This is a genomic window from Alloalcanivorax xenomutans (genome assembly GCF_032810065.1).
GTDB classification, from domain to species: Bacteria; Pseudomonadota; Gammaproteobacteria; order Pseudomonadales; family Alcanivoracaceae; genus Alloalcanivorax; species Alloalcanivorax xenomutans.
Genome location: NZ_CP136538.1, coordinates 4352814 through 4372942 on the forward strand (window position 1 = coordinate 4352814; position 20129 = coordinate 4372942).

19 protein-coding genes are annotated in these 20129 nt (G+C 62.8%); 8 read left to right on the top strand and 11 right to left on the bottom strand.

Annotation, left to right across the window (positions count from 1 at the left end):
- Positions 1 to 72 precede the first annotated feature (72 nt).
- The 4 genes from RYH70_RS20080 to RYH70_RS20095 all read right to left on the bottom strand — a co-directional run bounded on the left by RYH70_RS20080 (position 73) and on the right by RYH70_RS20095 (position 2862).
- Positions 73 to 972 carry an endonuclease/exonuclease/phosphatase family protein gene (locus tag RYH70_RS20080; RefSeq protein WP_026948732.1) on the bottom strand — a complete coding sequence of 300 codons (900 nt, stop codon included), beginning with the start codon at positions 970 to 972 and terminating at the stop codon, positions 73 to 75.
- 8 nt (positions 973 to 980) lie between these two features.
- Entirely contained in the window at positions 981 to 1622 is a 642-nt protein-coding gene (locus RYH70_RS20085; protein ID WP_022994676.1) for a thiol:disulfide interchange protein DsbA/DsbL, read from the bottom strand.
- 287 nt (positions 1623 to 1909) lie between these two features.
- Positions 1910 to 2551 carry a c-type cytochrome gene (locus RYH70_RS20090; RefSeq protein WP_284455345.1) on the bottom strand — a complete coding sequence of 214 codons (642 nt, stop codon included), beginning with the start codon at positions 2549 to 2551 and terminating at the stop codon, positions 1910 to 1912.
- Positions 2552 to 2574: 23 nt separating this feature from the next.
- On the bottom strand, positions 2575 to 2862 hold the full coding sequence (locus RYH70_RS20095; protein ID WP_022994674.1) for a c-type cytochrome: 288 nt from the start codon (positions 2860 to 2862) through the stop codon (positions 2575 to 2577).
- A 215-nt stretch (positions 2863 to 3077) separates the two neighbouring features.
- Between RYH70_RS20095 and yihA the strand changes: the two genes are divergently transcribed.
- Complete coding sequence (gene yihA / locus RYH70_RS20100) at positions 3078 to 3713, top strand: ribosome biogenesis GTP-binding protein YihA/YsxC (protein ID WP_026948734.1); 636 nt, start codon at positions 3078 to 3080, stop codon at positions 3711 to 3713.
- 732 nt (positions 3714 to 4445) lie between these two features.
- Here yihA and RYH70_RS20105 read toward each other — a convergent pair.
- The 6 genes from RYH70_RS20105 to RYH70_RS20130 are packed head-to-tail and all read right to left on the bottom strand — an operon-like array spanning position 4446 to position 10191.
- Entirely contained in the window at positions 4446 to 4778 is a 333-nt protein-coding gene (locus RYH70_RS20105; RefSeq protein ID WP_022994672.1) for a Na+/H+ antiporter subunit G, read from the bottom strand.
- A 17-nt stretch (positions 4779 to 4795) separates the two neighbouring features.
- Positions 4796 to 5065 carry a K+/H+ antiporter subunit F gene (locus tag RYH70_RS20110; RefSeq protein ID WP_022994671.1) on the bottom strand — a complete coding sequence of 90 codons (270 nt, stop codon included), beginning with the start codon at positions 5063 to 5065 and terminating at the stop codon, positions 4796 to 4798.
- Positions 5059 to 5547, bottom strand: a complete 489-nt coding sequence (locus RYH70_RS20115; protein ID WP_022994670.1) for a Na+/H+ antiporter subunit E — start codon at positions 5545 to 5547, stop codon at positions 5059 to 5061. The genes RYH70_RS20110 and RYH70_RS20115 overlap by 7 nt, the downstream gene beginning before the upstream one ends.
- The gene (locus RYH70_RS20120) at positions 5544 to 7034 is read right to left on the bottom strand and encodes a monovalent cation/H+ antiporter subunit D (RefSeq protein ID WP_022994669.1); all 1491 of its coding nucleotides are present in this window, start codon (positions 7032 to 7034) and stop codon (positions 5544 to 5546) included. The genes RYH70_RS20115 and RYH70_RS20120 overlap by 4 nt, the downstream gene beginning before the upstream one ends.
- Entirely contained in the window at positions 7034 to 7393 is a 360-nt protein-coding gene (locus RYH70_RS20125; RefSeq protein ID WP_026948735.1) for a Na+/H+ antiporter subunit C, read from the bottom strand. The genes RYH70_RS20120 and RYH70_RS20125 overlap by 1 nt, the downstream gene beginning before the upstream one ends.
- Positions 7393 to 10191: a monovalent cation/H+ antiporter subunit A gene (locus RYH70_RS20130; RefSeq protein ID WP_026948736.1), complete on the bottom strand. Its 2799-nt coding sequence runs from the start codon at positions 10189 to 10191 to the stop codon at positions 7393 to 7395. The genes RYH70_RS20125 and RYH70_RS20130 overlap by 1 nt, the downstream gene beginning before the upstream one ends.
- 385 nt (positions 10192 to 10576) lie before the next feature.
- Here RYH70_RS20130 and RYH70_RS20135 point away from each other — a divergent pair, with 385 nt between their 5' ends.
- Genes RYH70_RS20135 through RYH70_RS20145 form a run of 3 tightly spaced genes read left to right on the top strand, consistent with a single transcriptional unit; the run spans position 10577 to position 13624 of the window.
- On the top strand, positions 10577 to 10822 hold the full coding sequence (locus RYH70_RS20135) for a hypothetical protein (RefSeq protein ID WP_022994666.1): 246 nt from the start codon (positions 10577 to 10579) through the stop codon (positions 10820 to 10822).
- A gap of 46 nt (positions 10823 to 10868) precedes the next feature.
- The gene (locus RYH70_RS20140; RefSeq protein ID WP_284455344.1) at positions 10869 to 12227 is read left to right on the top strand and encodes a DUF2868 domain-containing protein; all 1359 of its coding nucleotides are present in this window, start codon (positions 10869 to 10871) and stop codon (positions 12225 to 12227) included.
- Positions 12224 to 13624, top strand: a complete 1401-nt coding sequence (locus RYH70_RS20145) for a GTPase/DUF3482 domain-containing protein (protein WP_022994664.1) — start codon at positions 12224 to 12226, stop codon at positions 13622 to 13624. Before RYH70_RS20140 ends, RYH70_RS20145 begins: the two co-directional genes overlap by 4 nt.
- Before the next feature lie 108 nt (positions 13625 to 13732).
- On the opposite strand, the gene RYH70_RS20150 is transcribed toward RYH70_RS20145, so the two are convergent.
- Positions 13733 to 14653 carry an AraC family transcriptional regulator gene (locus RYH70_RS20150; protein WP_022994663.1) on the bottom strand — a complete coding sequence of 307 codons (921 nt, stop codon included), beginning with the start codon at positions 14651 to 14653 and terminating at the stop codon, positions 13733 to 13735.
- Positions 14654 to 14780: 127 nt separating this feature from the next.
- Between RYH70_RS20150 and RYH70_RS20155 the strand changes: the two genes are divergently transcribed.
- From RYH70_RS20155 to RYH70_RS20170, 4 genes are all read left to right on the top strand, one after another.
- A complete protein-coding gene (locus RYH70_RS20155) occupies positions 14781 to 16091 on the top strand; it encodes a GntP family permease (RefSeq protein ID WP_179746428.1) in 1311 nt (436 codons plus the stop codon).
- Between the two features lie 118 nt (positions 16092 to 16209).
- Positions 16210 to 17715 (top strand): CoA-acylating methylmalonate-semialdehyde dehydrogenase, encoded by a 1506-nt coding sequence (locus tag RYH70_RS20160; protein ID WP_022994661.1) that lies wholly within the window; start codon positions 16210 to 16212, stop codon positions 17713 to 17715.
- A gap of 78 nt (positions 17716 to 17793) precedes the next feature.
- Positions 17794 to 18945: an acyl-CoA dehydrogenase family protein gene (locus RYH70_RS20165; RefSeq protein ID WP_063141243.1), complete on the top strand. Its 1152-nt coding sequence runs from the start codon at positions 17794 to 17796 to the stop codon at positions 18943 to 18945.
- 51 nt (positions 18946 to 18996) lie between these two features.
- Positions 18997 to 20127 carry an enoyl-CoA hydratase/isomerase family protein gene (locus tag RYH70_RS20170; protein WP_317009575.1) on the top strand — a complete coding sequence of 377 codons (1131 nt, stop codon included), beginning with the start codon at positions 18997 to 18999 and terminating at the stop codon, positions 20125 to 20127.
- The last annotated feature ends 2 nt before the right edge of the window (positions 20128 to 20129 follow it).

The window sequence follows — 20129 nt, forward strand, 5'->3', positions numbered from 1 at the left end:
ACCATCGGCCCCGGCCTGATTCAGAGATAGCTACGCTACGAAGCCGCTGTGGGAAGAGACTCTTGCGGAGCGTCAGTCGATCAGCGGCAGCCGATGCTCCAGGCTGGCCGCGCGCACCGCATCGGGAATACGGATTTCCGTGGCCAGGGGAAGATGATCCGACAGCAGACAGTCCTCCAGCACGCGGCTGTGGCGTACCTGCAGTTCCGGTGTGGCCAGGATATGGTCGATGTGACGATCCGGCGCCCAGCTGGGGTAGGTTTGCAAATCGCCTTCCACCAGTACCAGCCCGAGATCCGTCAACGGCGACGCGGAGAGATGCTCCGGCCGGCAATTGAAGTCACCCATGATCAGACTGTAACGGTACGGTCGCAGCAGGTCCGCCAGGTAGGTCAGTTGGGTATTGCGCATCTTTTCGCCCAACGCCAGATGACACACCGCCACCACCAGCGGTTCCACCGGATGGCCGAATTTGATCACGATGGCACCCCGACCAGGCAAGCCGGGAAGAATGTGGTCTTCCACCGCGTAGGGCGGCATGCGACTGAGTAACCCATTGCTGAACTGCCCCAGACGCCCCAGATTACGATTCAACTGCTGATGCCAGAACGGGAAATCCGCCAGACTCGCCAGATGCACCAATTGATTGAGGTTGCGCGAGCGCAGACTGCCGCCATCCACTTCCTGCAGGCCTACCACATCGAAATGACGCACTACATCGGCGATCTGTTCGATGATCTCCACGCTGCGCGGGTGCGCCACCAGATGCTTCCAGCTGCCGGTCACGTAGTCCCGGAACCGGCTGGTGCCAATACCCGCCTGAATGTTGAAGCTGAGGATTTTGAGAGTGTCGCTGGGCAGCGACACCTCACGCACCCGCCGGGTGCGGCGGTGCCCTTCCCGTGCCAGCGAAAAACCCGACGGGCGGGTTTTCCAGTTCTGATAGGCGTTACGGGCGCGTTCCAGCAGCATGGCGTTGCTTACTTCTCACTTTCTTTTTTAACCAGGAAATCCACCACGTCGAACATCTCGGCGTTGTTCTTGAGGTTATCCCGCATCACCGCGTATTTGCCAGCCACCACCAGGGAGGGCACACCGCGGATCTGATATTCACGGGTCAGGGCGTCCGCCTCGCGAACCTTGGTGGACACGGCGAAAGAGCCGTACAGACTGTTGAACTTGTCGCGCTCCACACCGTACTTCTCGAAGAAACCAGCCAGGGCGTCGGCGTCGAACAGGCGCTCACGATGCATGTGAATGGCGTCGAACAGCGGCCGGTGAATCTCGCCGGTCAGTCCCTGGGATTCCTCGATGAAGTAGGCCCGGGCCAGCGGCTCGGCGTGCTGCATGAACAGTACCGGGGTACGCACATAGGCCGCCGCCTCCGGCTTGTTCTTCAACCAGTTGTCCACGGTGGGTTCCAGGGAATAGCAATGCGGACACATGTAGGAGAAAAACTCCCGCACTTCCACCTTGCCGGAGGGGACACTGGTGGTGCCGGGATTATCTAGCACCCGGTAATGAACGCCTTCTTTGTATTGAGGCTGCCCTTCCTGAGCCACCACGGTGGCGGACATCATCAGCCCCAGGGACATCAGCAGGGCGCTAACCATACGCAGCATGAAATTCTCCTTGTTGTCACAGCTTTAGCGAGAACCGAAACCATTAAGAGTCATGAACACCCCCGTTGGTTCCCCTTTCGATGATAGGAGTCTTTTGTATCACAGTAGTGAAGGCTTGGCGCGCGTCATGGACGGCCCAGAGGGTGACTGCCATGGACGGCAGTCATAAAAAATTGCCGGGAGCAATTTTAAACGTTGCTTCAATGACGGCCCGGAGGGTGGCCACCAGGGAGGGTGGCCATCAAAAAAGGCAGCCGAAGCTGCCTTTTGCCCGCGCGGGAGCGGGGTTATTCCTCGATGGACAAACCGTTGAGGAAGCTGGCCACCGCCTTGATTTCCGCGTCGCTCATCTTGGCGGCCACGGTACGCATCATTTCCTGCGGGTCATTGGTGCGCTTGACCACATTGTCCCCCAGATCACCCCGGCCCGCGGCACGGAACGCTTTCAACTGGATTTCCAGATACTGGGCGTGCTGACCGGCCAGGGACGGGAAGCCGGCGGCGTCGACACCTTCACCGGCGGGACCGTGACAGCCGGAACAAGCCGGGATGCCATCAGCGATCACGCCACCACGATAGATCCGCTCGCCTTCTTCCACCAACTCCGGATCGGCCTGCCCCACCTTGATGGTCTGAGCGGAGAAGTACGCCGCCAGGTCGGCCATGTCCTGTTCGCTGAGATTGGCCACCATCGGCGCCATCAGCGCGTTCTGCCGGTCGCCGGCCTTGAACGCCTGAATCTGCTCGACAAGGTATTTTTCGCCCTGTCCGGCGAGGCTGGGCCATTCACCGGAAGGGGAGTTGCCGTCAGGGCCATGACAGGCCGCGCAGGGCTGGGATTTTTCCTTGCCGGCATCAACATCACCGGCTGCCATGGCATGGGAAACCGCCGTAGCGGCTAGCAGCACGAACAGCTTAAGACACTTCATGGCCCTTCCTTTAAAGCAGCGTGTTATTTTGTCATATGCTCGATCAGAGCGCGGTATTCTTCGTCGGAGCAGTCACTGCACATACCGCCTGGCGGCATTGCCTTGAACCCCTCTTTGACGTGCTTCACCAGCGTATCCATGCCCTTCTCCATACGCGGTTTCCAGGCGGCCTGATCCCCGGTCTTGGGCGCGCCGGCGGCTCCGGTGCTATGGCAGTAGGTGCAGCTCTGGTCGTAACGCTCCTGCACCGTGGCGGCGCTGGCGCCCACGGCGATGAACATCAGGGCGAACCCCGCGAGCAAACCCTTCATGCAATACCTCCCAATGGGCTGGCGTCATGCTGGCGACAGGCGCGTCTCTAAATTTGCCTTTAAAGACAAACACCTGTAGAAATCCCGCCACGCGCCACACGCGTGACGGCGCGCATTATATACTACGGGCTCGCCTCCGTCATATCCCTTGTTTATGCATGGGTATTTGCGGAGACAGGGCGATGCCCTCCATTGATGCTCGTAACCGGACCGCCATGCCATTGCATCCCGCTCAACGCCTTTTGCACCAGGCCGCTTTCCTGAAAAGCGCGCAAACCGTCGAACAGTGCCCCCCTGACGAGGGCCTGGAAGTGGCATTCGCCGGGCGCTCCAACGCCGGCAAGTCCAGTGCCATCAACCGCCTTACCGGCCAGCGCAGTCTTGCTCGCACCTCCAAGACACCGGGCCGGACCCAGTTGTTGAACTTTTTCACCCTGGACGAGCAACGCCGGCTGGTGGATCTGCCCGGCTATGGCTACGCCAAGGTGGACAAAGCGGTACGCATGCAATGGCAGGAGCATCTGGACGACTACCTGGCGCGCCGCGAATGTCTGACCGGCCTGGTGTTGTTGATGGACATTCGCCACCCGCTCCGGGAATTCGACCAGTTGATGCTCGAATGGTCCGCCCGTTCCGGAATGCCGCTGCTGATCCTGCTGACCAAGGCGGACAAATTAAAGTTCGGCGCCGCCAAAAGCGCCTTGATGCAGGTCACCAAGACCCTCAAAGATCATCCCGCGCCACTGCGGGTGCAGCTTTTTTCCGCCACCTCCGGGCAGGGCTGTGAGCAAGCCTGGGACCAAATGGCCGAGTGGTTGCGAATCGAGGACGAAGCCCCTCCCGCGATCTGACCGGAACTGCCCATTTGTGTCACCCGGCGCCCAATTTTGTCGGTCCCACGATCCCATCAATACCAGACCACTTCCGGCAGTGAGCGCCAACTCTTTGAATTTTGGCCATTTTCCCCGTTTTCACGAAACTGGCACAGCCCTTGCTCCGTATCGGGTGCAATACCGGCCCAGACCGAGGCATCGAAACGGGCACCGCCAAAACATCGCTGGGGGGCGATTCATGGTGGGACCCAGGCCACGGTCGAGAGGAAGGGTGTGACCGCCGGAGACGGGGGTCATAAAAGAAGGGGGGATGCCCGGGGCCTGATCTTCGGGTAAAAAATCGCCGGGAGCGATTTTTGACGTTGCGCCAGCAACGGCCCGGCAGGGTGACCGCCATGGAAGGCAGGTTACAAAAAAAATCCCTGGCAGCAATTGGGGGGGAAGGGAACGACTTCGCTGCCAGGGAGGCTTGCCGCCCCGGCCTCCTGGGGAAGAGGCCGGGGTGTCCAGAAGCTACGAACCGGCGAGGGTACTGGGGGATCGGGGGTTACCAGTCCGTAGCTGTAAATTAAGACGGCTCCACCTCAACGAAAGTTCCTGCCGGTTCCATCTTTTACAAATTTCATGATGGGGATCACAGGCTGGCCCGAGGGCTCCCGCACGAAGGCCACTGTGTCCCTCTTTTTTTGGAAACGTAAATTCGGAGGCCGCTACGGCGCCGCTGTGGGAGCAATACCTTAGAGGGCCCGCCTACTGCTTCCAGGGCTTGCCGCGGGTGTCCTCGCGGTACTTGAGCTCCCTGTGCATGGCCGCCTTGGCCAGCATGTGCGCCGACACCGGCGCCGAAATAAACAGAAACAGAGTGATCAGAATCTCGTGGAGATGCAGGGCATGCTCGGTCCAGGAGAAGTACACCAGCGACGCCATGATGGTACCGCCCACGCCCAGCGTGGTGGCCTTGGTCGGGCCATGCAGGCGCAGGAAGAAATCCGGCAACCGTACCAGCCCCAGAGAGCCGATCAGCGCGAACACCCCGCCAATCAGCAGGAAAATCGCGGTGATGTATTCGATTACGATGTCCATTCAAGCTCCTTCGCGGCTTATTCGATGATGTCGCCGCGGGTCATGTACTTGGCCACGGCCACGGTGCTGACAAACCCGATCAGGGCAATCAGCATGGCCGCCTCGAAATACAACTTGCTGCCACTGGACAAACCGTAGAGCACGATCAGTGCAATGCTGTTCACATACATGGTGTCCAGCGCCAGCACCCGATCCGGCAGGCTCGGCCCTCGCAGCAGGCGGTAGAGATTCAACAACTGGGCCACCACGAACAGTCCGAACGCAATGGCGATGGCCGTTTCTAACATTCGAAGATCTCCTTGAGACGCCGCTCGTAGCGCTGCTTGATCTGATCAACCAGCACCGCTTCGTCTTCCACGTGCAAGGCATGCACCAGCATACGGCTGGCATCCGCGCTGATATCCGCGCTTACCGTCCCCGGCGTCAACGACACCGTGCTGGTAAGCAGGGTGATGGCGAAGTCGTCCTTGATATCCAGCGGCACCTCGACGAACGCCGGGCGCAATTTCTTCGGCGACCCCAGAATGCGCCGGGCCACCGACAGATTGGCGACGATGATGTCCCAGTGCACCATCAACACGAACAGCACCAGTTTGTGAAAATTGCGCAGCCTCGGCACATTGGGCCAGAACGGCAGGGTACCCAGCGGCAGCACCGTCGCCAGCACCATGCCGAGCACCAGGTGGCCGGCGCTGAAGCCGCTGAGCAATAACCACATCAGCAGCAGAAACACACTCAGAGTCGGGAACGGATAGAGCTTGCGGATCATTGCGCACCTCCCGGATAGCCCAGGACCGCGTGGATATACAGATCCGGCTGCGCCCACTGGGCAGCAACCGACTGCGTGATCGCCGACAACGGCCCGCCCAACAACACCATGGCCGGCGCCATGGCCAGCAGCAGCACCGCCGCCGCCAGCCGCCCCTTGTTGAGCACCGTGCCCGCCATCGGCTCTCCGGCCCGCCAGAACAGCGTGGAGCCGGCGCGGCTGAGGCCGACCACCGCCAGCAGGCCGCCCGCCAACAGCAGTGCCCAGTACGCGGGCGCGGGCACCGCCCGCAACAGCATCACCTTGCCAAGGAAACCGGACAAAGGCGGCAGCCCCGCCACCGCCACGGCACCAATGAAGAACAACGCGCCCAGCAGGCCTGCCGCGGGTGGACGCGGCCCCGCCATCAGGGTATCGCCAGCATCTCCCCGCCCCCGTGACACCAGATCGGCGAGCAGGAACAGGCCGGCGCATATCAAGGTAGAGTGGAGCAGATAGAACAGCGCGCCACTAATCGCCTCTTCCGTGCCCCAGGCCAACGCCGCCACCAGCGTCCCCACCGACATCACCACCAGGTAGGCCACCAGTTCCCCCAGTCGCCGGGCACCAAACACCCCCACCGTGGCCAGCCCCAGGGTCAACAGGGACACCGTCCACAGGGCCATATCACCCAGGCCGGCCAGGGCGCCGTCACTGAATGCCAGACCATGCACTCTCAGCAGCGCATAGATGCCCACCTTGGTCATCACCGCGAACAACGCGGCGACGCCAGCGGTAGCGCTGGCGTATGTGGCCGGCAGCCAGAAGTACAGCGGAAACAGCGCCGCCTTCAGACCAAACACCACGCACAGCAACAAACCCGCCACTTTCACCAGGGTCAGCGCCGGCCCCTCCAGCTCGGCGGCCCGCGCGGCGAAATCCGCCATGTTCAGGGTACCGGTGGCACCGTAGATCAGTGACAGCGCCAGCAAGAACACCGCGGAACCGATCAGGTTGAGCACCACATAGTGCAACCCGGCGCGCACCCGTGCCGGCCCGCGCCCATGCAGCGCCAACCCATAGGAGGCAATCAGCAGGACCTCGAAAAATACAAACAGATTGAACAAATCGCCGGTAAGAAAGGCCCCGTTGATACCCATCAACTGCATCTGGAACAGCGAATGGAAGTTGGGGCCCAGGCGATCGTCGCCATGGCTGGCGTAGAGCAGCGCCGGCACCGCCAGCACCGAGGTCAGCAGCACCATCAGCGCACTGAGCTGATCCAGCACCAGCACGATGCCGAACGGCGCCGGCCAATCCCCCAGCGAATACACCTGAATGTCGCCGGTGGCGGCCTGCCGGAACAGCAGGATACTCACCGGCACCAGCGCCAGCGTCGCGGTCAGCCCGGTCACCCGGCGCAACCAATGGCGCTCACGAACCTCGAGCAGCAACATCATTGCCGCCAGCGCGGGAATCAGAATCGGAGCCATGATCCAGTTCGACATCAGCGGCTCCCCTTATTCTGTTGCTCGCCGTACAGCTCATCGCGCTGTCCGTCGACGTGATCCGAGCCCAACTCCCCCTGCGCACGCAGCGCCAGCACCACCAGAAAGGCGGTCATGGCGAAACCGATGACAATGGCGGTCAACACCAGGGCCTGGGGCAAGGGGTCGGTGGGATCGGCGCTCTGCCCCACCACCGCCACCTGGTCCAGCTTGAGCCGCCCGGAAATGAACACAAACAGGTTGGCGCCGTAGCTGAGCAGGGTCAGCCCCAGAATCACCGGGAAAGTTCTCGCCCGCAGCACCAGATAAACACCGCTGCCCACCAGGACGGCAATGATGATCGCGACCAACGCTTCCATCAGCGAACCCCTCCCTTGTCGTCCAGCAAGGACAATTTGCCCAGGTTGGCGAGAATCAGCAGCGTGGCGCCAACCACGGTCAGGAACACCCCGGTATCAAACAACATGGCGGTGGCCACCTCGAACTCACCCACCACCGGCCAATTCACATGCCAGAAGGCGCTGGTCAGGAACGGGTGGCCAAAGTACCAGGCGCCGACACCGGTGAACCCGGCCAGCAGCACACCCAAGGCGACCACCGGATGGTAATCGCCGGGAATGCGGCGATGCATCCACGCCACCCCGGACGCCACGTACTGCAGCACCAGCGCCACCGAGGTAATCAGACCGGCGATGAAACCACCGCCGGGCAGATTGTGTCCGCGCAGGAAGATGTACACCGAGATCATCAAGGCCAGAGGCAGCAGCGGCCGCGAAATGGTGACCAGAATGAGCGGGTGGGCATCCTTGGCCCAGGGCCGCCCGAGTGAATCGGTCTGCGGCGAGTACAGCTCCAGATCCTTGAGCAGGGCATAAATGCCCATGCCGGCGATGCCCAGCACGATGATCTCGCCGAAGGTATCGAAACCACGGAAATCCACCAGAATCACGTTGACCACATTGGTGCCCCCTCCGCCGGGTTTGGCGTTTTCCAGGAAGAACGGGCTGATCGAATCGACCCCGGAGGTCATCATCATGAAGGCGAGAATGCCGACACCACCGCCCACCAGGACTGACAGCACCACATCCCGGCCGATACGCGGCATGGAGGATTCACGGCGGGTGCGCACCGGCAGGAAGTACATCGCCAGCATCAGCAGCAGAATGGTGACCACCTCCACCGACAATTGAGTGAGCGCCAGATCCGGCGCGGAGAAGCGCACGAACATCAGTGACACCACCAGCCCCACCACGCTCAGACACATGATCGCGGTCATCCGGTGGCGGTGCAGGGCGGTGGTAAGAATCGCCGCGACGATCAACATCCCGCCGCACAGCAACGCCACGCCATCCAGCGGCAGCATTTCGCGGCCGCCACCAGCCAGCAGTTCCCGCGTCACCGACGTCACCAGCACCAGCGCCACCACCATCAACAACCAGGCGGTATAGCTCTGCAGGGAGCCGTTACGCAGGGTGCTGCTGATGGTGCCCGCCCACCTGGCCAGGGACTGCATGCGGGCTTCGAACACCAGTTTGGCGTCGAGGCTCGGCAGGCGGTCATTCAGCGCGAATAACCGAAGACGCTGGCTGTACACCAGAACGCCGCCCACCAGGGCCACGATGCTCATCATCAAAGGCACATTGAATCCGTGCCAGATGGCCAGATGATACTCCGGCAGGGTGCCGCCGAGGGTGGCACGGGCGGCCACCTCGAGCAGGGCCGCCACCGTCAACGAGGGGAAGATACCCACCGCCAGACACAAGGCCACCAGCACTTCCACTGGCACCTTCATATAGCGTGGCGGCTCATGGGGCGGATATTTGGGCAGGTCGATGGGTTCGCCGTTGAAAAACACGTCATGAATGAAGCGGGCGGAATAGGCCACCGAGAACACTCCGCCAAGCACCGCGCCCAGCGGCAGAATCCAGCTCAGGCTCCCCAGCTGGCCGGAATCCAGGGTCTCGGCGAAGAACATCTCCTTGGACAGGAAGCCGTTCAACAGCGGCACCCCGGCCATGGCCGCCGACGCCACCATGGCCAGTACCGCCGTGTACGGCATGTATTTCCACAGACCGTTGATACGCCGCATGTCGCGCGTACCGGTCTCGTGATCGATGATCCCCGCCGCCATGAACAACGAGGCCTTGAAGGTGGCGTGGTTGATAATGTGGAACACCCCCGCCACCGCCGCCAGCTGGGCGTTGAGGCCGAACAGCATGGTGATCAAACCCAGATGGCTGATGGTGGAATAGGCCAGCAGCCCCTTGAGATCATGCTGGAACAGCGCCCAGATGGCCCCCCACAGCAACGTGGCCAGACCCGCACCGGTGACCAGGAAGAACCAAAGGTCGGTGCCGGACAGCGCCGGGTACAAACGCGCCAGCAGGAACACCCCGGCTTTCACCATGGTGGCCGAGTGCAGGTAGGCACTGACCGGGGTCGGCGCCGACATGGCGTGAGGCAGCCAGAAATGGAACGGGAATTGGGCGCTCTTGGTGAACACGCCCAACAGCACCAGACACAGAATCAGCGGGTAAAGCGAGTGGCCGCGGATCAGATCACCGCTGGCCAGTACATCATCCAGGGAATAGGACCCCACCACCTGACCAATCACAATGGCGCCGGCGAGCAGGGCCAGCCCGCCCATACCGGTGACCGCCAACGCCATGCGCGCGCCTTTACGGGCATCGGTCTGGTGATACCAGAATCCAATCAGCAGGAAGGAGCTGAGGCTGGTCAGTTCCCAGAACACCACCAGCAGCAGCAGATTGTTGCTGGTTACCACTCCCATCATGGCGCCCATGAACAACAGCAGGAAGGCGTAGAAACGCCCCGCCTTTTCGTTGGCGGAAAGATAGTAACGGGCGTAGAGAATGATCAACAGGCCGATGCCCAGTACCAGCAACGAAAACAACAGCGCCAGGCCATCCAGACGAAACGCCAGATTCAGGCCGAGATCCGGCATCCAGGGTACGAACTGACGTACTGTCTCACCGGAGAACACCCGGCGGCCGTGGAACCACAAGACCCCCAGCGCCAGCAGAGGCAGTACCGCCGCCGTCCAGGACAACGCCGGACGCGAAAACCGCCATCGTTCAGCCAACGGTGGCAGCACCGCCCCAAGAAAGGGCAGCAAAACCAGAAACCCAAGATTCATAGACTATCCGTCGATTTGTCGTTTCGGGCGTGGAACACCCAAGAGTACGGGAGAACCGTCTATAACGGGAGATTAAGCGAAAACGATCGGCGGATCGGGAAAATAGGGACGGCGGCCGCGGCGGGGACAATCCACCGGGCTATGGGTATGAGCGGAATCAGGCAGACAGCAGTTCATCGCTTCAATCATGACTCAGTGAATCCGCAGTATGCCATGAAATCATCACTTGAAAATACGGGACCGGTAGCGGCCATTGTCGCCATCGCCATATCTCGTACTACACTATCGGTTCGGTGGCGCCGTTGCTGACCACCGAATCACCGGCGACCGATTCATGGGCTGACGCCGGGCCCCGTTTGTAGCTGTTTGAAGCAAGGAGAATCACATGCACCGCATTCTGTTCGTTACGGCCGCCGCCGCCCTGTTCGCCACCGGTTGCGCCAGCACTCCCTCCGCGAATCTGCCGGAGGGCGCCACCGCCTGTCCGGATCCGCGTCCCACCGTTTGCACCATGGATTACAATCCGGTGAACGGTTTCAACGCCGCGGGCGAGGACCAGGGTGAATTCGGCAACGCTTGCGGCGCCTGTGGTCAGGACGACATCAGCTACACCATTCCGGTAAGACGGTGATCCTACTGCTCGATACATCACTGTAACCCTGGAACGGACGCTCACCTTGCCCTACTCCCCTTTGCGCCTGCTGCTGGACTTCGATGATCAATACCAGCGGGATCAGCGCCAGAGCCCGGATTTTCTCCATCGCCGGGACCGACAACTGGCGCTGCAGGCGCAACAGCGGGACGGCTCCACGCCACTCCCCGAGGATTGGTTACGCACCCTGGGCGCCGACCGCGTCGGCGGCGGCCACGATCCCCGTCTGCGCACCTGGCGGCGAGCCCGTGTACTGTTCGTTCTCGGCGGCGCGGTACTCGGCGTGCTCACCATGCTCGGGCTGCTTTATTACGATGGCAGCCAGCGCATCAACGTCACCCTGCTGCTCGGCTTCGCGGCCCTGCAACTGACTCTGGCGGTCCTGACCACGGTGCAGGCGGGAATCGGCTGGCGCCCCTGGGGGCGGCTGTTGGACCGGGCCGGCGCCACGCCTTCCGCCCTGCATGATCTGCAACCGCCGCTGGCGGCCCGGGTCGCGCACAGCGGCGGGCTCGCGTTCGCGATCGCCGCGCTGCTGACGCTGCTGGTGCAGGTGGTGGTGCGAGACCTGGCGTTCGGCTGGAGCACCACCTTGCAAACCTCCGCCCCGGCCTACCACGAACTCACCCACGCCCTGGCCTGGCCATGGCGGCAATGGCTGCCAGCGGCGGTGCCGTCGCTGGAACTGGTGGAGCAATCCCGGTTCTTCCGTATCAGCGATCAAACGCCCGCTGATCCGGCCCGGCTCGGCGCCTGGTGGGCATTCCTGGCCATGGTCTGGCTGGTCTATGTGGTGCTGCCCCGCCTGGTGTTCCTGGCCTTGAGCCGTGCCCAGTTACGTTGGCGTGCAAAGCGGCTGTTGGCCCGGCATCCCGGTATGGCGGCCCTGCGTCAACGCTTTGAACAGCCGTGGGTGGATACCGGCGCCGGCAATGCCACCCCGGCGCCGGAACTGGATCAGGGCAAGGCGGCCGATGGCGTGCTGCCGGAAAGTGGCACGGTAATCCACTGGGCTGGCGCTGGCCTCGCCGATGACGGACTGTTCAGTGCGCTCGCCGGTGGGGAGCGTGCCCCATTGCGGCTGGCAGCAGGCGGCAGCGCCAGCCTGGAGCATGATCGGGCGGTGCTGGAACAGGCCGGCCAGAGGCGCGAACCGGTACTGATCCTGGCCCAGGGCTGGGAACCGCCCACCGGCGAGCTGGCGGACTTTCTCGACGACGCCCGCCAACAATGGGGCGAGGACACCGTGATCGCCCTGGTTCCCCTGGCCGCCGATCCGGGCGGTGCTTTATCCGATGCCACCCTGGCCCAATGGCGCCGGTTCGTGGACCGGCGGCAACATCCCCATCTGCGTCTGTGCCGCGCCCCGGAGGTGTCCTCATGACCACCGCTCCCCGCTTCGCCGTGGTCGGCCATCCCAACAAGGGCAAGTCGAGTATCGTCGCCACTCTTTCGCAGAACGACGCCGTCGCCATCGCCCTGGAGCCGGGCACCACCCGTGACAGCGAGCGCTACCCGCTGAGTGTGGACGGCCATCTGCTCTACGAGCTGATCGACACCCCCGGGTTCCAGCGCCCGCGCCGGGTGCTGGCCTGGTTGCAGGCGCACAGCCATTCCGCCTCGGACCGGCCCGACACGGTACGCGCCTTCGTCAATCAGCACCGCGACGATCCGCGCTTTCACGATGAGTGCGAACTGCTGACGCCGATTCTCGACGGTGCCGGCATCATCTATGTGGTGGACGGTTCGGTGCCCTATCATCAGGAGCACGAGGCGGAAATGGAAATTCTGCGCTGGACCGGCCAACCCAGTCTGGCGTTGATCAACCGCATCGGCGAAGACGATCACGGCGAACAATGGCGCACCGCCCTGGGGCAGTACTTCCGCATCGTCCGCGACTTCAACGCGGTCACCGCGCCGTTCGAAACCCATCTGAGTCTGCTGCGCAGTTTCGGACAGCTGGCGCCACAGTGGGAAACCGCTCTGGATCAGGCCGTCGAACATCTCCGGGAGCAGCGCCGGCATCGCCAGAAGCGGGCCTGGGCACTGATCGCCGATGCCCTCAGCGATATGCTCGGCCATGCCGAAAGCGCCCGCCTCGGCGAAGACGCCAGCCGCTCCGCCCTGGAGGTCCGGTTGCGGCAAAGCTGGCAGGACTGGCAACGCAAACGGGAGCTACGACTGCGGCGTGAAGTGGAGCAGCTTTATCAGCACCACCACCTGCAACGACAGGAACAGCACCTGGAATGGGAACCCGGGCATGACCTGTTCAGCGAACGGGAACGCCGGGCCTGGGGCGTCAGCCGGGCCTATCTGGCCACCGCTGGTTTCGGCGCCGGCGCTCTGGGTGGCGCCGGCGTGGACGCCCTCACCGCCGGCCATACGCTGGGCGCCGGCGCGTTGATCGGCGGCGTGCTCGGCGCCGCCGGCAGCCTCTACTATTCCAGCAAGCTGGATCGCCTGAATTTGGGCCCGCTATCCTCCGGCGGCCGCGAGGCGCGCTTCGGGCCACTGCGCGACCCGCAATTCGGCTATGTGGTGCTCGGCCGCGCCCTGCAACACTGGTATCAGATCACCGATCGCAATCACGCCGGCCGCGACCCGCTGACCCTGGACAATGCCGACAGCCACTGGCTCGATGCCCTGCCCCGCAGTCAACGCCACGCACTACAGAAAGCCTTGCAGCAAAACACCCGCCAGCAGGACGAGAAACGTCGGCAGGCGCTGCGCGAGGCGGTGGCCCAGGCGGGGGAAGCGTTTCTGCAGTGGCGGCGGAAGTGACGTGGCGGGTTGAGCCTGACGATTGCTGCAACGTGGCTGTAGGAGCCTGCCCTGCAGGCGAATTTTTGGGCGCGGGCCCCATTCGTCAGCACACGAAGAACCGCCCCGTCACCGCTCCGACCTCTCTCGCCGGTAGTCCCTTGGCGCCACCCCCATCACCTTCTTGAACTGGCGGGAGAAATAATAAGGGTCATCGTAGCCAAGATCGGCGGCCACCTGGGTGATGCTGAGATCGGTGATGTCGAGCAGATAGCAGGCGCGGGTGATCTTCAAATGCTGGAACGCCTGCATCGGCGTCTGCCCGGTCTGCCGTTTGTATTCGCGAATGAAGTGATAAAGCGACAGTTCACTGGTGGCACTGACCAGTTGTTCCAGCTCGATGCGTTGATGCAGATGCGCCTGCAACCAGGCTTGGATCCGCGGCACGTCCAGCGCCACGTTGCGGGCCTGACGCTGCCGCCGCATCAATGCCATGAAAGAGAGCAGGCTCTTGAGCAGATTGGCGGCGTAAATCAAGTGATGGGGACGGAAGCGCGTCACGGTGGTCAACAGCAGCTCCAAATCCTCGGTGAGTCGCGAGTGCTGCCCAACGGTGGCGGTGAAACCGTCCGGGGAACTGAGGATTTCGTCGAAATAGGTATCCACCTCGGCGCCCCCCAGGTGCACCCAGTAGATCGTCCAGGGGTCCTGAGGGTTGGCCCGGTAACGGTGACGCTGGCCTTCCCGTAACAACAGAACATCCCCGGCCCGCACCGGCTGGCGCCGCCCCTCCAGTTCCGCCACGCCGGACCCCGCCAGGCAATAAATCACCAGATGATCCCGCGGCGCCGCCCGCCCCATATGGTGTCCGGCCGCGGCGGGATAGAACCCGACGCCATGGGGCATGCAGTCCCGGCACAGCGGATGTTCCGCCAGCTCCGCCACCAGCGTATGAGGGATCACCACCCGCCGGCCGGCTTTCGGCAATGGCCACTGGGAGGTCTCCACCTGAGGAGAAAGCTCACCAATCATGAGAGCAATTTTATCCATCTTTGATCAATTGCCGCCATCTTAATGGCCATCTCTCCGTGATACAAAAGCGCAATAATTTTAAAAGTAAATGGCATAACGCCCTCCCGCTCCCCACGGCGGTGAAGAACAACAACCAGGACTGAACATGTTGGTAGCCAGCTTCATTGGCTTGTTCGCCGGCCTTGCTTTATTGGTGGTGCTGACCATGCGAGGGGTCAACATCATCATCTCGGCGGTGCTTTGCGCCGTTCTGGTCGCCTTGTGCAGCGGCTTGTCCCTGCGCGATGCCATGCTCGACAGCTACATGGACGGCTTCACCGGTTTTTTCACCACTTGGTTCCCGGCCATTCTTCTGGGCGCCATTTTTGGTCAGTTGATGGATGACAGCGGCGCCGCCAAGGCCATTGCCAGAAAATCCCGCGACTGGTTCGGCGAAAAGCGCGCGATCATGGCCGTGGTGGGCGCATCGGCGATCCTCACCTACGGCGGCGTCAGCGTATTCGTGGTGGGCTTCAGCGTTTACCCCATCGCCTACGAGCTGTTCAAAGGCGCCAACCTGCCACACCGCTTCATTCCCGCCGCCATGGTATTCGGTTCGATCTCCTTCACCATGACATCGCCGGGCTCGCCGGAAGTACAGAATCTGATTCCCACCGAGTATTTCGGCACCACCGCCGTGGCCGGCGGGTTCATCGGTGTCCTCTGCGGCATCACCATCCTGATGATCGGCGCCTTTGCCATCAGAACCCTGGTGCGTCGCGCCATTGCCGCTGGCGAAACCTTCGATCCGCCGGCGGCCAGCCGCAATCATGGTGGCAGTGAAACGGACAGTTCGATTCCGATTATCGCCGCTCTGGCCCCTCTGGTGGTCCTGGTCGGTGGCTTCAACGTGCTGGCGCTGGTCTTCGAAATGCGCGCGGTGGAGGCGTTGCTGATCGCCATGGTCGCCAGTCTCGCGCTGGGTTTCACGCTGTTTCACCGTCATCTGCACCAGCGCGGCCGCACCCTGGGACTGGGGGCGGACAACGCCCTGGTAGCCACCGCCAACACCTGCGCGGTGGTGGGTTTCGGCGCGGTGGCGGCATTGACGCCGGCCTTCAAGGAAATCGTCGCGGTACTCACTGATTTACCCGGCCTGGAGTACGCCGGGCTCGCCATGGCGGTAACGGCTATTGCCGGCATTACCGGCTCCGCCTCGGGCGGCCTGGGTATCGCCTTGCCGATTCTGGCACCCATTTATCAGGGCATGGGGCTGGACAACGGCGCCATGCACCGGATTTCCGCGTTGGCGTCGGGCGGCCTGGATTCCCTGCCGCATAACGGCTACGTGGTCACCACCATCCGCGCCATCTGCAAGGAAACCCACCAGCGCGCCTATCCGGCGGTGTTCGTGGCCAGTGTGCTGGTACCCTCGCTGGTACTGGCATTGGCGGTGGTACTGTATACGCTGGTATAGAGCCGGCGCCGGGGAGGGTCGGGCAAGATCCTCCATGACCGATCAATCCCGCCCATCCGCAGCGAGGACGGGATGTGTTACACCACAGACATGTTGTTAAAAACATTTGGAGAGCGTTATGTCCACCCGACTGCCTCAATTGATCAACGGTGAGTTCGCGCAAAGCGCCACCGATACCTGGATTCCCGTCACCAACCCGGCCACCCAGGAAGTGCTGTGCGAAGCCCCGGCGGCCACCGGCGAGGAAATGGAGCAAGCCATCGCCGCCGCCAAGGCCGCCTTCGAGGAATGGCGTGAGGTGCCGGTCACCGAACGGGCCCGTTTGATGATGCGCTACCAGCATTTGCTGAAGGAGCGCCACGACGATATCGCCAAGGTGCTGGCGAAGGAGACCGGCAAGACCTTCGAGGACGCCAAGGGCGATGTCTGGCGTGGTATCGAAGTGGTCGAACAGGCCGCCAATATCCCGTCGCTGATGATGGGCGAAACGGTGGAGAACGTGGCCCGCAGCATCGACACCCATTCCTGGATCCAGCCGCTGGGCGTGTGCGCCGGCATCACCCCGTTCAACTTCCCGGCGATGATTCCGCTGTGGATGTTCCCGATGGCGATCGCCTGCGGCAACACCTTCGTGCTCAAGCCTTCCGAGCAGGATCCGATGACCCCCAATCTGCTGGCGGAACTGTTCCTGGAAGCCGGCGCGCCGAAGAACGTGCTGCAGGTGGTGCACGGCGGCAAGCAGCAGGTGGATACCTTGCTCACCCATCCGGAGATCAAGGCGGTGTCCTTCGTCGGTTCCGTGCCGGTGGGCCAGCATGTTTACCGCACCGCCACCGAGCATCTCAAGCGCGCCCAGTGTTTCGCCGGCGCCAAGAACCACATGGTGATCATGCCGGACGCACAAAAGAGCCAGGTGGTTGGCAATCTGGTCGGCTCCTCCTGCGGCGCCGCCGGTCAGCGCTGCATGGCGATCAGCGTGGCGGTGTTCGTCGGTGATTCAAAACAGTGGATCGACGACATCAAGGAAGAGTTCGCCAAGGTGCGCCCCGGTGCCTGGGACGACGCCGGTGCCGCCTACGGCCCGCAGATCAGCCCGAAGGCCAGGGAGCGCATCCTCACCCTGATCAAACAGGGCAAGGAAGAGGGCGCCACCTGCTTGTTGGACGGCTCCGACTGCACCGTGGACGGCCTGCCGGATGGCAACTGGGTCGGCCCCACGCTGTTCACCGACGTGAAGCCGGAAATGAGCATCTACAACGAAGAAATTTTCGGCCCGGTGCTGTGCTGCGTGTGCGTGGATACGCTGGAAGAAGCCATCGAGCTGGTCAACAACAGCCCCTACGGCAACGGCACCTCCATCTTCACCGCCAGCGGCGCCGCCGCCCGCAAATACCAGCACGAAGTGGAAGTCGGTCAGGTCGGCATCAACATCCCGATTCCGGTGCCGCTGCCGTTCTTCAGCTTCACCGGCTGGAAAGGGTCCTTCTATGGCGACCAGCACGCTTACGGCAAACAGGCGGTGCGGTTCTACACCGAGACCAAGACCGTCACCAGCCGCTGGTTTGACGACGATATCGCCGACGCCACCCACAGCGGCCCGAACATGACCATCCATCTGAAATAACCTCGCCGGCGTACCCGCTCCCTCATTGGCACCGCCATGAGAGAGCGGGCCCGCCCGCGAACAGCGGAGACCGATACCGTGGATTTCTCCCTCAACGAAGAACAACAGGCGTTCCGCGATACCGCCCGCCAGTTCGCCGAAAAGGAACTGGCGCCCTTCGCCGCCGAATGGGACGAACACAGCACTTTTCCCAAGGACACCATCAAGCGGGCCGGGGAACTCGGCTTCTGCGCGCTATATTGCGATCCCGACCACGGCGGCATGGGACTGAGCCGGCTTGACGCCGCCTTGATCTTCGAGCAAATGGCGGCCGGCTGCACCTCCACCACGGCGTTCATCACCATCCACAACATGGCCACCTGGATGCTGTCGAACTTCGGTTCCGACGCGCTTCGCGACCAGTGGGCCGAGGGGCTGATGAGCGGTGAACAGCTGGCGTCCTACTGCCTCACCGAACCCAACGCCGGTTCCGATGCGGCGTCCTTGAGCACCAGCGCGAAAAAGGACGGCGGCGACTATGTGCTCAACGGCGCCAAGGCGTTTATTTCCGGCGCCGGTGACACCGACGTGCTGGTCTTGATGGCACGCACTGGCGGCAGCGGTGCCGGTGGCGTTACCTGCTTCGCCATTCCAGCGGACACCACCGGTGTCAGCTACGGCCGCAACGAGGACAAGATGGGCTGGAAAAGCCAGCCCACCCGGGCCGTGATCCTGGAAGACGTGCGTATTCCGGAGCGCTATCGCATCGGTGAAGAGGGACAGGGTTTCAAGATCGCCATGGCCGGTCTCGACGGCGGCCGCATCAACATCGCCAGCTGCTCCCTGGGGGCCGCCACCGCGGCGCTCAGTCAAGCCCGGTCCTATGTGCAGGAACGCAAGCAGTTCGGCCAGGCACTGAGCCAGTTCCAGAATACCCAGTTCACCCTCGCCGACATGGCCACGCATCTGCTGGCGGCGCAACAGATGGTGCGGCTGGCGGCCTGGAAGCTGGACCAGGGCGACAGCGACAAGTCCATGTATTGCGCCATGGCCAAACGGCTCGCCACCGACCTGTGTTTCGACGTTTGCAACCAGGCGCTGCAGTTGCATGGCGGTTACGGCTATATCAAGGAATACCCGCTGGAACGTTACGTGCGCGATGCCCGCGTGCATCAGATTCTGGAGGGCACCAACGAAATCATGCGGGTAATCATTGCCCGCCGCGTGTTGGGTGACCTGGCGTTCCTGTGAGCGACCGGGATAATGCCGCGCAACGCAATCAATTGATGGAGAGTCCTGTTAATGGATAGCACCGTGAGCGACAGCACCGCCCCCGTGACGTTCGAAGTCCTGGAAGGCCGTCACGGCCGTATCGGCCGCGCCACCCTGAACGCACCGAAAAGCCTCAACTCCCTGTCCCTGGAAATGATCGACCTGCTGGAGGGGCAATTGTCCGCCTGGCAGGGCGATGACACGATCCAGGCGGTCTGGCTGGACGCCAACAGCGATAAGGCGTTCTGCGCCGGCGGCGACATCGTGCGCCTGTACGAAAGCATGGTGGCCACGCCACAGGGTGAGCGGAACCGGCACGCGGAAGCGTTCTTCGGTCGCGAATACCAGTTGGATCATCGGCTGCATACGTTCGGCAAGCCGCTGATCTGCTGGGGCAATGGCATCATCATGGGCGGCGGGCTCGGCCTGCTGGCCGGCGCCTCGCACAAAGTGCTTACCGAAACCGCGCGCATCGCCATGCCGGAAATCACCATCGGTCTGTTTCCGGACGTGGGCGGCAGTTACTTCCTCAGTCGCATGCCCGGCAAGGTCGGCCTGTTCCTGGGGCTGACCGGCGCCAACATTAACGTCAGCGACGGCCTCGCCATCGGCCTCGGTGACGTGGCCATCGCCCATGAGAGCAAGGCGGCGGTGATGAGTGCGCTCAGCGAATTGAATTGGGACAGCGACCCACAGCGTCACGACAGCCAGGTCAGCGAGGCGCTGGCCGGCTTCGCGCTGGCCGCGGACACCCTGCCGCAAAGCCCGGTAAGCGAACATCGTGACGAGATCGATCGGCTCTGCGGCGGGGACGATCTGAGCCAGGTGGTCGAGGCAATCACCGGTCTCGACAGCGACGACCGCTGGTTGAGCAAGGCCGCGGCCACGCTCGCCCGGGGCTGCCCGCAAACCGCCGCCCTGGTGTGGGAAAACTGGCACCGTGGCGCCGACATGACGCTGGCCGATGTGTTCCGCATGGAATGGCGCGTGGCGGTGCAGTGCGCGCTGCACGGCGATTTCCAGGAGGGCGTGCGCGCCCTGTTGATCGACAAGGACGGCCAGCCCCGTTTCAAACACCGCTCGGTTTCCGACATCACACCGGCATACCTGGCGGAATTTTATCAACTTCCCGGCGTACCCGACCCGTTAGCGGACCTATAGAA